Origin of the sequence: Corynebacterium sp. ACRPJ (assembly GCF_022347345.1) — a bacterium.
Classification (GTDB): domain Bacteria; phylum Actinomycetota; class Actinomycetes; order Mycobacteriales; family Mycobacteriaceae; genus Corynebacterium; species Corynebacterium tuberculostearicum_D.
Genome location: NZ_JAKRNC010000007.1, coordinates 118,673 through 132,605, shown reverse-complemented (window position 1 = coordinate 132,605; position 13,933 = coordinate 118,673). Strand labels below are relative to the sequence as shown.

General features: G+C 58.2%; 13 protein-coding genes and 1 tRNA gene. 10 read left to right on the top strand and 4 right to left on the bottom strand.

Features of this window, described 5'->3' with window-relative positions; all coding sequences use genetic code 11:
* The first annotated feature begins 327 nt into the window (after nucleotides 1-327).
* Complete coding sequence (locus MHY08_RS11775) at nucleotides 328-615, top strand: helix-turn-helix domain-containing protein (RefSeq protein ID WP_204610597.1); 288 nt, start codon at nucleotides 328-330, stop codon at nucleotides 613-615.
* 18 nt (nucleotides 616-633) lie between these two features.
* On the opposite strand, the gene MHY08_RS06630 is transcribed toward MHY08_RS11775, so the two are convergent.
* The gene (locus MHY08_RS06630) at nucleotides 634-1,374 is read right to left on the bottom strand and encodes an SDR family NAD(P)-dependent oxidoreductase (protein WP_239228749.1); all 741 of its coding nucleotides are present in this window, start codon (nucleotides 1,372-1,374) and stop codon (nucleotides 634-636) included.
* 241 nt (nucleotides 1,375-1,615) lie between these two features.
* Nucleotides 1,616-1,703, bottom strand: a tRNA-Leu gene (locus tag MHY08_RS06625).
* A gap of 199 nt (nucleotides 1,704-1,902) precedes the next feature.
* On the opposite strand from MHY08_RS06625, the gene MHY08_RS06620 reads away from it, so the two are divergent.
* From MHY08_RS06620 to MHY08_RS06580, 9 genes are all read left to right on the top strand, one after another.
* Nucleotides 1,903-2,736: a DUF3662 and FHA domain-containing protein gene (locus MHY08_RS06620; protein ID WP_005329666.1), complete on the top strand. Its 834-nt coding sequence runs from the start codon at nucleotides 1,903-1,905 to the stop codon at nucleotides 2,734-2,736.
* A gap of 25 nt (nucleotides 2,737-2,761) precedes the next feature.
* Nucleotides 2,762-3,214: an FHA domain-containing protein gene (locus MHY08_RS06615; protein ID WP_239235992.1), complete on the top strand. Its 453-nt coding sequence runs from the start codon at nucleotides 2,762-2,764 to the stop codon at nucleotides 3,212-3,214.
* Complete coding sequence (locus tag MHY08_RS06610; protein WP_239235990.1) at nucleotides 3,211-4,575, top strand: PP2C family serine/threonine-protein phosphatase; 1,365 nt, start codon at nucleotides 3,211-3,213, stop codon at nucleotides 4,573-4,575. The genes MHY08_RS06615 and MHY08_RS06610 overlap by 4 nt, the downstream gene beginning before the upstream one ends.
* A gap of 3 nt (nucleotides 4,576-4,578) precedes the next feature.
* Nucleotides 4,579-5,931, top strand: a complete 1,353-nt coding sequence (locus MHY08_RS06605; protein WP_239228751.1) for an FtsW/RodA/SpoVE family cell cycle protein — start codon at nucleotides 4,579-4,581, stop codon at nucleotides 5,929-5,931.
* Nucleotides 5,928-7,358: a penicillin-binding transpeptidase domain-containing protein gene (locus MHY08_RS06600; RefSeq protein ID WP_204610601.1), complete on the top strand. Its 1,431-nt coding sequence runs from the start codon at nucleotides 5,928-5,930 to the stop codon at nucleotides 7,356-7,358. The genes MHY08_RS06605 and MHY08_RS06600 overlap by 4 nt, the downstream gene beginning before the upstream one ends.
* On the top strand, nucleotides 7,358-8,806 hold the full coding sequence (locus tag MHY08_RS06595) for a serine/threonine-protein kinase (protein ID WP_239235988.1): 1,449 nt from the start codon (nucleotides 7,358-7,360) through the stop codon (nucleotides 8,804-8,806). The genes MHY08_RS06600 and MHY08_RS06595 overlap by 1 nt, the downstream gene beginning before the upstream one ends.
* Before the next feature lie 3 nt (nucleotides 8,807-8,809).
* On the top strand, nucleotides 8,810-10,768 hold the full coding sequence (gene pknB, locus MHY08_RS06590; protein WP_204610605.1) for a Stk1 family PASTA domain-containing Ser/Thr kinase: 1,959 nt from the start codon (nucleotides 8,810-8,812) through the stop codon (nucleotides 10,766-10,768).
* Between the two features lie 64 nt (nucleotides 10,769-10,832).
* The gene (crgA, locus tag MHY08_RS06585) at nucleotides 10,833-11,102 is read left to right on the top strand and encodes a cell division protein CrgA (protein WP_005326260.1); all 270 of its coding nucleotides are present in this window, start codon (nucleotides 10,833-10,835) and stop codon (nucleotides 11,100-11,102) included.
* Between the two features lie 74 nt (nucleotides 11,103-11,176).
* Nucleotides 11,177-11,755 (top strand): hypothetical protein, encoded by a 579-nt coding sequence (locus tag MHY08_RS06580; RefSeq protein ID WP_239235986.1) that lies wholly within the window; start codon nucleotides 11,177-11,179, stop codon nucleotides 11,753-11,755.
* On the opposite strand, the gene MHY08_RS06575 is transcribed toward MHY08_RS06580, so the two are convergent.
* Together MHY08_RS06575 and MHY08_RS06570 are read right to left on the bottom strand one after the other, a co-directional pair.
* Nucleotides 11,752-12,363, bottom strand: a complete 612-nt coding sequence (locus MHY08_RS06575; protein WP_239235984.1) for a CPBP family intramembrane glutamic endopeptidase — start codon at nucleotides 12,361-12,363, stop codon at nucleotides 11,752-11,754. The genes MHY08_RS06580 and MHY08_RS06575 overlap by 4 nt on opposite strands.
* Before the next feature lie 89 nt (nucleotides 12,364-12,452).
* The gene (locus tag MHY08_RS06570) at nucleotides 12,453-13,910 is read right to left on the bottom strand and encodes an NAD(P)/FAD-dependent oxidoreductase (protein ID WP_239235983.1); all 1,458 of its coding nucleotides are present in this window, start codon (nucleotides 13,908-13,910) and stop codon (nucleotides 12,453-12,455) included.
* Between the last annotated feature and the right edge of the window lie 23 nt (nucleotides 13,911-13,933).

The following is a 13,933-nucleotide window of genomic DNA, read 5'->3' as shown; positions in this document are numbered from 1 at the left end:
TCGGTATGGTAAGCCCCGTCGACTTCGAGAACCACATTGGTCTAACCACCAGCAGAAAAGAAATAGCTGCCTAACCACTAGGTAGCTCCACTACGTGTCCACGATTTGCGGGCAACCCCAGCTGAGGATATACTAAAGCGTCTTGGGTATGGTTCCGGGCATTTCTAGAGAAAAATAGGAAACCATGCCAGGGAACTAACCGACGTTACTACCAGTCATCGACCGACTAACCTTATTCACGGTGTTTTCGGGCGTTGATCAAACTTGATTTCTAACTATTCACAAATTCGCTACGCGCGATTTACACGTCGACCGTAGGATAAGAGTATGCCGCTGACACTCGTTTCCTTATCAACCGACCCAACACCCGACTTGCTTCGAACACGCATCGGACAAGCACTTCGCCAAACGCGGATAGCACAATCCAAGACTCTCCAAGACGTAGCCGATGAAGCAAACCTGTCACGATCCCACCTATCAGATATAGAACGTGGCAGGAAAGAAGCATCCTCAGAAGTCATTCGCAGCATCCACCAATCCTTAAACCTCAGCATCGACGATCTACTCGACCGCGCCTCACACTCGTCGAATCAGGGCCTGTGCCTAGCCGCCTAAACACATCCAAGCACCGATTTACAGTCCGCCTGAGGCCGTAATCATTTGGCCAGTAACCCAGCGCGACTCTGGCCCCGCAAGGAAAGCGGCTACCTTTGCAATATCTTCCGGGCGGCCCAACCTACCCATAGGGGTCATCTGTGCGAGCTGTTGCCTTAGCTCCGGATCCGGATTGACCGCTCGCTGGCCGTCGGTATCTGTTACTCCTGGCCGAATTGCGTTGACCGTAATATCTTTAGCTGCAAGTTCTTTAGCAGCTACTTGCGTCAGTGCTTCCAAAGCAGACTTCCCCGCGCAATACTCAGCGATCCCAGGTTGCGGCAACAAAGTATTCAACGACGAAATATTAATAATGGAACTTCCCTGAGGCATCGAAGGAGCAAGATGCTTAATTAGCAGGAAAGGGGCCGTCGCATTAATAGTGATGGCCTTATTCCATTCGTCTAACTCAGTATCAAGTATGGGCCCGATCTCAGTTCCGGCACTGGCGTTGTTGACAACGACATTAAAAGGACCTTCTTGCGCTAGCTCTTTAACCGTTTCTTCGACAGAATCACTGGCACTTAGATCCGCACGTACAGCACGAACCTGATAGCCCCGGGACGACAAATCAGTGACCGCCTCATCCGCAGCGGCGCGGTTACTATTCCACGTCAGCACAACGTCGTACCCACCTCGTGCAAGGTTTTCTACTATCGCACGTCCAATACCACGCGACCCACCAGTAACTAATGCGACTTTCTTCGTTGATTGTTCCATGCCCTCAATAATCCCCACCCCCACATAAAAAAGCCACGGATTCCGCTCCTAGCGAAATCCCTCCGAACTCGCGAACCCATAACCCATCGTCACATCAAACATTGCCCTCAAACGGGATGTGCACCCTCCATCCCCGCACGTTCAATCCTCGGCCCTCTAAAACCGGAAAACAAAAGAAACCGGAGGTAAAATACCCTTTCGAGTTTGTTACTTCCGGTGGTACAGTTTGTTCAACTGCTCATGGTGCCCGGGGCGGGACTTGAACCCGCACGTTCTTATCGAACACTGGCACCTGAAGCCAGCGCGTCTGCCAATTCCGCCACCCGGGCAGGGTGTGGATGTCTTAGCGACTTGATAAAGATACCACGAATGCCGCTCAGAACTACAAATCTGCAGGAAAAATAAACTATTTCAGGTAAGAAGCAGCGAAATTTCTGGGAACTTTCGCGCCACCATCTACGTTTCGAGGGGGTGAACAAACTATACTGATCGCTACTGATCGCTGCATGGTGGAAAGGAGAATGGCTCGTGGCGTTTTTAGAAAAGCTGGCGAAGCTTGACTCCGCCATGCAACGCGGCCTTGATAATGGCATGGCTCTTGTCTTCGGCGGCAAGGTCGTTCCAGCGGAGATTGATGAGCTTTTAAAGCAGGAAGCCCAGGATAATCTCGCACGCGGGGACGATGACAACCTTTATAGTCCGAATGTGATGACTGTGGGTGTCTCCTCCAAGGATTTGGAGAACTTGTCGCAGGATCGCAATCTGCCGGCCGATTGTGCAGACCAGTTGACGCGGTTTATTCGCAATAGCGGATGGTCCCTCGCGGGCCCCGTGATCGTGCGAGTGGCAGAAGAATCTGGTTTGCGCACGGGTCAACTTCGCGTGTCCTCGTTTATTGACCACGAGCCCACAGAAGAGACCGGATTTGAGGCTATTTTCCACGACTTTGATGGTCAGGAGGACCAGATGACCGAGCAGCACGAGAATACGGCTGATGACGCGGTAACTACCGCTTTCATTGCTCCAGATAGTCAACCCGCCCCGCAGCCACAGGGCCCCGCAGTCAACCTGATGCTGCAGGATGGCTCTTCGCGCGTTTATCACGTGCAAGAAGGCTCCAATATTATCGGCCGCAGCAATGACGCGGACCTGCGCCTGCCGGATACTGGCGTATCCCGCCAGCACGCGGAAATCACCTGGAACGGCCAGGATGCGGTTCTTGTGGATTTGCAGTCCACCAACGGCACCACGGTGAATGAGACGCCGATTGATAATTGGCTGCTGGCCGATGGCGATGTGATCACCATGGGCCATTCCCACATCGAGGTCCGCATCACGGGCCTTGATTCGCACAGCTACTAAGTTCAGTTAAGGAAGGGAGGTCGCCATGGATGCAGTCATCATGCTGGCGCTTCGCATCGGCTTGTTGGCTCTGCTTTGGATTTTTATCCTGGTGGCCTTAAACGCCATGCGTCGCGATACCAATAAGTCCGCCGGCACTATCCGCCAGCAGTCGAAGAAAGTGGGGGCACCGCGGCGTCGGGAAGCGATTAAGCAGCTGTCCATCGTTGAAGGCCCCTTGCAGGGATCCCATATGGAATTGGGCACATTGGAGGACTGCACGCTGGGCCGCGCCTCTGACTGCGACTTTGTCACGGGCGACGACTATTCTTCCGGCCACCATGCCCGGCTATTCCGCCGCGGTAGCGAGTGGGTCGTGGAAGATTTGGAATCTCGCAATGGCACCTTTGTCAATGGCGTGCGCATCGACCAACCCGAGGTAGTCGGCGCGGACTCCGAAATTAAGCTGGGGCGCACTACCGTGAGGTTGAACGCATGACACTAAAGCTGAACTTCTTTGCTAAATCCGATCGCGGACTCATTCGCGATAACAACGAGGACTCAGGTTACGCCGGTCCTCACCTTTTGATTTTGGCCGATGGCATGGGGGGCCACGCGGCGGGCGAGGTTGCCTCCGAGCTGATGGTCAACCACCTAGAAATCTTGGACCAAGATCCGGGCCAGGAAGACACCGCGGCGCTACTAGAAGCGGCCGCCGAACAAGCCAACGAGGCCATTCGTGATCACGTCAAGGCCCACCCAGAAACCGAAGGCATGGGCACCACGCTGTCCACCATGCTCTTCAACGGCAGAGATTTCGGTGTCTGCCACGTGGGTGATTCCCGCGGCTACCTGCTGCGCGACGGCAAACTCAAGCAAGTCACCAAGGACGATACCTACGTGCAATCCTTGGTGGATAAGGGCGAGCTGGACCCGGACGATGTCTCGTCGCACCCGCAAAAGTCCCTCATCCTAAAGGCCTATACGGGCCGCCCAGTCGAGGCAACACTATTTACCCTCGACGCCAAGCCCGGCGACCGTATCCTGTTGTGCTCCGATGGGCTTTCTGATCCGGTAACAGCCTCCACTATTGAAACCGCACTGGGGCAAGGCAGCATCGAACAGGCGGGATCCGCGCTGGTAGACCTGGCCATCCGCTCCGGAGGTCCGGATAATGTCACCGTGGTTATCGGTGAAGTGACCGAGGAAAGCCCCCAGGAGCACGAACCATTCCGCGTAGGCGCCCTCGCGGGTCCTACGGAAGAACCAACCCATCCGGATTCTTCCGCCTCGCGGGCGGCACAGCTCTCCCGCAAACCCCAGGTAATCCCCCCAGCCGTTATGGCGGACGGGGAAGACGAGCGCACTGAGGCGAGCGATGACGAAGCGGAGGAGGAAACTTCCGGCCGAAAGATCGGCTGGAAGGTACTCATTGCCTTGCTCATCGTCCTAGCGTTGGTCATCGGTGCCGGACTGTGGGCGAAGAACTTCTTGTCCAATAATTACTACGTGGCTACCAACGAGGCACAGGAAATCACCATCCAACAGGGTGCTGATTACTCCGTCTTTGGCAAGGAACTACACTCCACGCACCAAAACGTGTGCATTAATGACAGCAACTCGCTGCTCTTTTCTAGCCAGCCGTGCGAGGGCGACTTCACGCCGCTGAAGGTCACGGACCTGCCGGAATCTGAGCGCAGCGCCGTCGACCATCTCTCCACTGGTGATCTGGGCGAGGTGCAGCAGCAAATCAATGATTTGGGCGATAAAGCGCTCAAGCCATGTATCACTGCGCCGAGCCAAAAAGATAAAAAGGATGCCAAGAAAAACAAGCCTGGCGTCACCTGCCGGGAGGTGTAGGTTGTGAAAAAGTTTTTTAGCCGAGGAACCGAACTCGGCCTGCTCATCCTAGCCGCCATCGTCTTTGCTATCACTTTGGTCAGCCTGGAGCTATCCCAAGACAACGCGCTGACCATGGATCTGGTTTACCTTATTGGCGGATTCATTGGCGTCTTCACCGTCGCCCATTTGGTGATGTGTTTCTTAGCGCCTTATGCCGATCAGATCATGCTGCCCATTGTGGCGATTCTCAACGGCATCGGGCTTATCATGTTGGCCCGCCTGGATCTGGTCAATGAAAGCGGGCTCGCGGTGCGTCAGGTCATGTGGACCATCGTCGGACTCGTACTCTTCGTTCTGGTCTTAGCCATATTAAAGGACCACAGGTCACTGACGCGCTACTCCTATATCTTGGGCGCCGCAGGCCTTGTGCTGCTGGCCCTGCCGCTGGTATGGCCGCAGCCTCCAGGGGTGGAGGCACGCATTTGGCTAAACCTGGGCCCTTTCTCCATCCAGCCTGGTGAGTTTTCCAAGATCTTGTTGATCTTGTTCTTCGCCATGCTGCTGACGCAAAAGCGCTCCCTGTTTACCGTAGCGGGATACCGAGTACTGGGTATCTCCCTGCCGCGTCTGCGCGACCTCGCACCCATCCTGATCATTTGGGCCATCGCGATCGTCATCATGGGTATCTCCAATGACTTCGGCCCAGCGCTGCTGTTATTTAGCACCGTCCTTGGCATGCTGTTTATGGCCACCGGCCGGGTGAGCTGGCTGCTTATCGGCGTTGTCCTCGTCGGTGTGGGCGGTTTTGGTATTTATCAGATCTCCGCGAAGATCCAGCAACGCTTTTCTAACTTCCTAGACCCGCTGGGCAATTATGATGGCACGGGCTTCCAGCTTTCCCAGTCGCTATTCGGCATGTCTTCTGGCGGCATCTCTGGCAGCGGCTTGGGCGAGGGGCATCCAGAACTAGTTCCGGTGGCCCACTCGGATTTCATCCTTGCCGCAATCGGTGAGGAGTTCGGCCTCATTGGCCTAGCCGCCGTACTGGTGCTTTTCGGTATGCTGGCCACCCGCGGCTTTGGCACTGCGCTGCGCACCCGCGATACCTACGGCAAGCTGGTGGCTTCCGGTCTTTCTCTTACCTTGGCAGTTCAGGTCTTTGTGGTCACCGGCGGTATTTCTGCCCTGCTGCCGATGACCGGTTTGACCACGCCATTCATGTCTGCCGGTGGTTCCTCTCTCATGGCTAACTATGTATTGTTGGCGATCTTGCTGCGGATCTCTAACGCGGCTCGCCGCCCCATGCAGGAGACCTCGAGCAATGCGCCGAGCGATACCTCCATGTTCCCGTCGGTCCAGGAGGCTCACCGATGAATAGATCCATCCGTCTAGTGTCCTTATTTGCCGTCATTTTGACCGCTATTTTGCTGGTCAATTTGACGGTGATCCAGGCATTTTCTGAAGATAAGTACGCCCATAATCCACGGAATATGCGCGGCTTCATGGAAATGCAGACCACTCCGCGCGGCCAGATCTTTGCGGGCAATACCGTGTTGGCACAGTCGACGCAGAACCCGGATGAAACCTACTCGCGCTCCTACCCCATTGATTCACCGGCCTTTGGCAACTTGACCGGCTACTTGTCTAGCCAATTTGGTGCCTCGGAACTGGAGTCCTCCCAAAATGACATCCTCAATGGCTCTGATGATTCTTTAATGAAGCAAAACTGGCTGGATACTCTGGCCGATAAGCCGAAGCAGGGCGCAAATGTGGAGGTCACCATCGATCCTGCGCTCCAGCAGGCTGCCTATGATCAGCTGGTGGGTCCTGGCTACGAGGGCTCTGCGGTTGCCATTCAACCTTCCACCGGCAAGGTCCTGGCCATGGCCTCCAACCCTGGCTATAACCCCAATGATCTGATGGGCGATTCTGCCGAGGATAATTGGGCCAACCTGCAAGAGCAGGAGGGCCAGCCGCTGGTCAACCACGCCGGTGCAGAAACGCTGCCCCCTGGCTCCATCTTCAAGATCATCACCACTGCGGCAGGCCTAAACAATGGTTTTGATCCCTCTTCCACGCTGACCGGTTCCAACGTCATTACTTTGCCGGATACGGTTACGGAGCTGACCAACTACGCCAATCAAAAGTGCAATGGCCAGGATTCGGTAACGCTCCAGACCGCGTTTGCGCTGTCCTGCAATACCGCGTTTGTGGAAATGTCGGAGCAGATCGGCGCGGATGAGCTGCGCAAGTACGCCAAGGCCTTTGGCGTGGGTGAGAACTACGACCTTGGCGTGTCCACCTCCGGCGGCACCTTAGGCGATTTGCCGGACGGTGCGGCCACGGCGCAGTCTGCCATCGGCCAACGCGATGTCACCATGACCGCGCTACAGGCCGCAGTCATGGCAGGCACCGTGGCCAATAAGGGCACCCGCATGCAGCCTTACCTGGTCAATCGCATTACCGACGCCCAGATGAAAGACGTCCGCACCACCAAACCCAAGAAGGCAGACCAGGCGGTTAATGAGGAGACCGCGGCTACGCTTACTGATTTGATGTATGCCTCTGAGCGTTCGTCCTGGGGCTATGACGGTAACGGCTTTGCCTCGAAGACCGGCACCGCCGAGCACGGCGAGGGGCTGGCCCCGCACGTGTGGTACGTTGCCTTCGATCCGGAACGCGATATCGCCGTGGGCGTCGTGGTGAAAAATGGTGGTAACTTGGGTGAGTCCGCTACGGGCGGCAAGGTTTCCGGCCCGATTGGCCGCGCCATCCTGCGCGCATACCAGGGGGAGCAGTAATGAATAGCGCTGAGAATAAAGAACATCTCCAAGAACTTATTGGCAGCGACTACGAGCTCCAGTGGATCATCGGCCACGGCGGAATGTCCACCGTGTGGCTGGCCGATGACACCCGCAACGATCGCGAGGTGGCGATCAAAGTCCTGCGCCCGGAGTTTTCCGATAATCACGAATTCCTCTCCCGCTTCCGCAACGAGGCGAAATCGGCCAAATCCATTCAGTCAGAAAACGTGGTAGCCACCTATGACTACCGCGAATTAGAGGATAACGGCCGCAAATTCTGCTTCATGGCTTTAGAGTATGTGCGCGGCGAATCTTTGGCGGATCTGTTGGCACGCGAAAATACGCTGCAGGAGGAGCTGGCGCTCGATGTCCTCGAGCAGGCTGCGCATGGCCTTTCCATCATTCACCGCATGGAGCTGGTCCACCGCGATATTAAGCCCGGTAACCTGCTTATTACGCAAAATGGCCAGGTCAAGATCACGGACTTTGGCATTGCCAAGGCGGCCGCGGCCGTGCCGCTGACCCGCACCGGCATGGTGGTGGGTACCGCGCAATATGTATCGCCCGAGCAAGCACAGGGCAAGGACGTCACGCCGGCTTCCGACGTCTATTCGCTCGGCGTCGTCGGCTATGAAATGCTCGCCGGCAAGCGCCCGTTTACCGGAGATTCCTCCGTGTCCATCGCCCTGGCGCACATCAACCAGGAGCCAGAGCCGCTCTCGACGAATATCAGCGCTCCAGCCCGCGAGCTCATTCGCATCGCATTGCGCAAGGACCCCTCTACCCGTTACGCCGATGGCAATGAGTTCACTCTGGCTATTTCCGCAGTCAGACTAGGCAAGCGCCCTCCGCAACCCAAGTCTGCACCGCTAGCACAGCGCGCTCCGGAGCCATCGCCGTCTGCCTCGACGGAGATGTTGGGCAATGTCGCCCAACCCACCACCATCCATCCGGCCGCGGGAACCGCTCCCACAAAAGAGTCCAAGGGTGGCTCCTCTTTCCTGAAGGGTTTAGGCATCACCCTGCTCCTCGCAGCCGTGGCCGGTGGTGGTTACGCCGCCTACCACAACTTGAGCGATAACGAGGGAGAAAGCGAACCCTCCAGTACCCCGGAGACCTCGGTGGTTACGGAGTACCGCGATCCCACCACCACCCCGCAGAACACTCCGGAGGAAGAGACGGAAGAGGCCCCGGCACCGGTGACGGTGACAGAGACCGAGCCGCAGGAATCCGATCAGGAAGAAGCCCCGCGTACCACTACTCACCGCGAAACACCCACGCGCCACTCGCCTACCCACCAGGAACAGCCCCCGGCCGTACCAACGCAACAGAATCCGCAGGATACGCACGTTGAAACTACACCTGAGCTGGATACTCCAGTAAACTCGCAGGCTAATGAGCTCCCCGGAGACTTAGCCGATCTAATTACACAGGAGGGTGACTAAGCGATGGTCAATGACCGCTATCGGAGAGGCGAGATCATCGGCGCCGGCGGCATGTCTGAGGTCTATGCTGCCGAAGACACCGTCCTAGGCCGCCAAGTAGCGGTAAAGATGCTCCGCCCGGAAATGGCGCGCGACGTCAACTTCCGCGAGCGTTTTTACCGCGAGGCCCAGAACTCGGGCAAGCTGAATCACCCCAATATCGTGGCGGTTTATGACACCGGCGAAACCGAACTGGATGGTATGACCATCCCATATATCGTCATGGAGCGGGTCAACGGCCGCACCCTGCGCGATATCATTCGCGAGGACGGAGCCCTGTCCGCCCAGGAAGCGGCGGATATCCTCAAACCGGTAGCGGATGCACTGCAAGCCTCGCACGAGGCCGGGATTATCCACCGCGATATCAAGCCGGCAAATATTATGCTCACCAACACCGGCCAGGTGAAGGTGATGGATTTCGGCATCGCCCGTGCCTTGGATGATTCCACCTCGGCGATGACGCAAACTTCCGCCGTTATCGGCACCGCCCAGTACCTTTCCCCGGAGCAGGCTCGCGGTAAGAACGCGGATGCCCGCTCGGATGTCTATGCGCTGGGCTGCGTTCTCTATGAGGCGCTTACTGGCCATACGCCTTTTGAGGGCGAAACCCCCTTTGCGGTTGCGTATCAGCATGTGCAGGAAGAGCCGACGCCGCCGTCGGAGCTCATCGCGGAGCCCTCACTGACTCCTACCCAGCGCGTCAATATCGATGCGGTAGTACTTACCGCTATGGCCAAGCACCCGGCGGATCGTTATCAGTCCGCTTGGGAGATGGCCGGCGATTTGGAGCGCCTACGCAATGGGCAGGTCACCGCGGCGGCGCGCATGCACGTCAACGAGGAAGAAGACGAGCAGCCTACCGAAATGGTCGGCGCCGCCGCACCAGCTGCGGCCGCGCACCGCGCGCCAATCCAGTCCACCCGCCCCACCGAGGACGATGACAATCAGGGTGGCGGCTGGATGAAGTGGCTGGCAGCCTTCCTGGCCGCACTCTTGGTGGCCATCGTGGGCTACTTCGCCTGGGATTTCTTCTCCAACGATAAAGACTCTGAAGATAAGCCACGCCAGACCCAATCGGCCCGCGAGGACAAAATCACCGTGCCAGAGGTGGAAAACCGCCCGCGCAACGAGGTGGTTAAGGAACTAGAAGACATGGGTTTGCAGGTCACCGTCAATGAGGAGGCCAACCCGGATATTCCACGCAATAATGCCATCCGCATTAATCCGGCCCCAGGCTCCGAGCTGCAGAAGAACGCCTCGGTCACGCTGACTATTTCCTCCGGCAAGGAGATTACGGACGTTCCGGATATCACCGGCATGACCTTGGATAAGGCTGCTCGGGCCCTCGAAGAGGCAGGCTTGGCGCTCAACTCCGATGTCTCGGAGGAAAACGATGAAGCACCAGCCGGCCAAATCATCAAGCAGGACCCGGCCGGCGGCACGCAGCTGTCCAAGGGGTCGAAGGTGCGGGTGACGGTATCTAAGGGCGTCGAAAAGAAGCGCGTTCCCGATGTCGCCGGCATGGACGTCGATGATGCCCAGAGCCGCCTCGAGTCGAATGACTTTGATGTAGACGTCCGCGAGGTGGATTCCTTGGAGCCGAAGGGCACGGTGCTCAGCGTCTCCAACCAGGGCGCGGAGCTGGAAAAAGGCAAGCCGGTTACCGTTGAGGTATCCAATGGCATGCTCTTTAAGGCCCCTGACCTGGTACGCAAGAATGAGGGCCAGGCCGAGGCCGCGCTGCGGGAGGCTGGCTGGACCGGCCAGTTCGTCGTGGGCGAGCCGGCTCCTACCGGTGCCTTGGTGGATGCCAATAAGATTGGCTGGGCGTCTGTGAACCCGGGCGATACCATGCGCAAGGATCAAAATATTGATATCCGCCTGTGGAGCTTCGACCCCGCTGCACTTCTGCCGCAGCCATAACTGCTGGTATCCTAAGGCCTCAGTACGAACTTAGATAAGACTTTAAATCTAGAAAAGGTATCTTATGCCGAAGTCAAAGATTTCCCAGAGCTCCTCCGTCCCTACCTCGAGCTCTGCTACCAACCGCACGCCCGTCAAGATCAATTCTGAGGGCACCCCGAAGTGGTACGTCGCCATCATGCTGGGACTGATGGTCATCGGCCTGCTGTGGCTGGTGGTCAATTACCTCGCTGGCCAGGACATCCCGTTCATGGCGGATCTCGGCGCATGGAATTACGGCATCGGCTTCGGACTGGCCATCATCGGCCTGCTAATGACCATGGGTTGGCGCTAAGCTAAACTCCACAACCTATTCCCTCGCTCCCTACTTTTTGTAGGCGGCGAGGGTTTTTCATATCTAGGAGCCACATGTCTCGCCATATTCTTGCTGCTGGCCTCATCATTTCGGTGGCCTACGCGGCCGTGCACATCGCGTTTGCCGACGCCACCCTACTCACCGGCGCCGCTCCCTTCCGCCTTTCCGTGCGCAACTACCTAGGCAACGTCCTAGGCTCGGGCATGGTGTGGGGAATCTTTAGCTACCTCATGGGTAAGGAGTTTCCGGGCCGGTGGCTCAAGGCACTCCTGGCCGGTACGGGAATCATCGTTATGATGCTGGCGGTGCACTATGCCTTGCTCGTGGTTTTCGGTGTATATAACTGGCGCGAGGCATTCGAGTACAACGCCCAGTGGTTCTTCCTGGCGCTCCTCTCTGGACCGGTACTGGGGCTGGCCGGCGCGGCCTCGGCACGGTTCTGCTGGTTCGATTACCTCGCCGTACTTGGTTTCCTCCTCGAGCCCGTGGTTGCCGGACTCGTCCCAGGCAATTCCTACCTGCCCCGCACCACGACCATCCCTGGGTACTTCGCCGCCGCGACTCTCTGGCTCATCGGCGCCGGCTTCATTATTTGGCAGCGGCGAGCACGACCCAAGGCACAGCAGGATTAACCGTTAAGTGCGACCAAAAATACCACGGCGTTGTTTACGCAGTGTATGAGAAACGGTGCTGTGAGGGATCTAAACCACAGTCGCGCAACAATAAGTGATGTGCCTGCAAAGATTAAGTAGACCACCACCATAGGGATGCCGTGCATTACCGCAAAAATGGCCACCGTTAGAGAAGCAGCTATGGCAGTTGGCATTCTTCCTTGCAACCAATCAAAAAGAACTCGCCGGAAGACGACTTCTTCGATGAGGGGAATAACCACTGCACCGCACACGGCCGCGAGCACAGCAGCAACAGGACTGATGTCTATGCCATCAGCAATACTTGAAGATTCTTGCTCGGTACCGAATTGCCATCCAATCACTCCCGTAGCCGCACCACCGCCCAGCAGGGTAAGCGGTATCCACCATAGGAGGTGCCAAAGCGAATGTGTACAGGGAAGAAAGCCGAAGTCGCGGCGGGACCAGCCAAGACGCCGATAGAAGCCGTACCATAAAATGCCCAACCCACTAATCGCGCCGCCTAGTGAAACTCCCAAGGCAATCCAGGAACTATCCCCGTCGCAGGACAGCCCAAAGGCAATTCCGACAATCGCCGCGCCGGCGAACATGGCGGCTACACTTGCTGCCGCCCACGCCATATGCACGCCTCGGACCGGAGGGTGAAGCTGAGAATTCTTCAACGCTATAGTCATACAGCCTAGCGTTCCATCCCCCGTCTCATACTTGTGGATGAATTTATTTGTGAGCTAAGCGCTTCCTCCGCTGCCCACCACCCCGGCATGCCATGCACGCCAGCGCCGGGAGCGGCCGAGCTAGAGGCTATAAATACTCCCGGGGCGAGGCGGTGCGGATGGGCCGACAAGCGTGGTCGCAGGAAGGTTTGCAGTCCGGTCATGGAACCGCCGGCGATATCGCCGCCCACCAAGTTGGGATTCCATCGCTCCAGATCGGCCGGGCTCGTGGCGTGGGTAGCCAGGATGGTATCGCGAAATCCGGGGGCAAAGCGCTCGATCTGGGCGGCAATCAGCTCGGTGACCTCGCCCGGATAGCGCTCCACATAGCCGCGGGGGACGTGCGCATACGTCCACAGGGTGTGCCCTCGGGATGGGTCTGCCACGTATTGCTGGCATGCCAATACTAAGGGGCGCTTAGGCATGCGCCGCTTGCCGACGTCCCCCTCAGCCCCACATATCTCCTCCAGCGTTCCACCCACATGCACGGTGCCGGCTCGGCCCACGCGGGGATCGGTCCATGGGACGGGCTCGCTGAGGTGAAAGTCCACTTTGAGTACGGCGCTGCCATAGCGCCAGCGTGCCAGGCTCCGCCGAATGCCGTCCCGCAGTTCCAGCCCACCCAGCCGCAGAATCTGGCGCGGGGTGAGGTTCACAATGATCGCATCGGCCGGAGGCAGCTCCCGCAGGTCGGTGACCTCGCATCCGGTGTGGAGGCGGGCATGGTGGGAGCGGAGGAGGTTAAGGAGGGCGTCGATAAGAGCGCCGGTGCCACCCTCCACCACAGGCCAGCCGCGGGTCATGCCAAGCCCGCCAAAGAGCAGGCCGAACGCCGAGGTAAAAGGCGTAGTCGGTGAGGTGATCGCGTGTACCGCGCTACCTGCAAAGAGGGCGCGAGCCTGGGGCGTGCGGAAGGCCGCGCGCGCCAAGCTGCTGGCGGGCAACACCCCGGCCGCGCCAAACTGCGCCAAGCGCACAGGGCGATCTGGCCAGCGCACCAGCGGGGTAAGCGCGTTGTCCACATGCTCATCGATGTGGCGGACAATGTGCCCGTGCAGCCGCCTCCACGCCTGGGCATCGGGCCCCAACTCCGCCGCCGTATCCGCCAAGGAACCGTGCAGGACCCCAGCCGGCGCGCCTTCGAGCGGATGGGCCATGGGATAAGGAGCATTGCGCCACCGCACACCGTGGGCTTCCAAGTCGAGGGCGCGAAAGGCCGGGCTCGCTACGCCAAAGGGGTGCCCAGCCGCGCCGAGATCCACAATCGTGCCCGGGAAAATCTCCGCGGAGGATGCCGCTGCACCACCGGGCCGGCCGGCGCGCTCGTAGATATCCACACGCCACCCGGCCATGGCCAAGCGCGCCGCGGCCGTGAGCCCATTCGGGCCTGCGCCGACGATCACAGCGCGAGATTGATAATCCACAATGCTCCTTATGCAGGTCAATG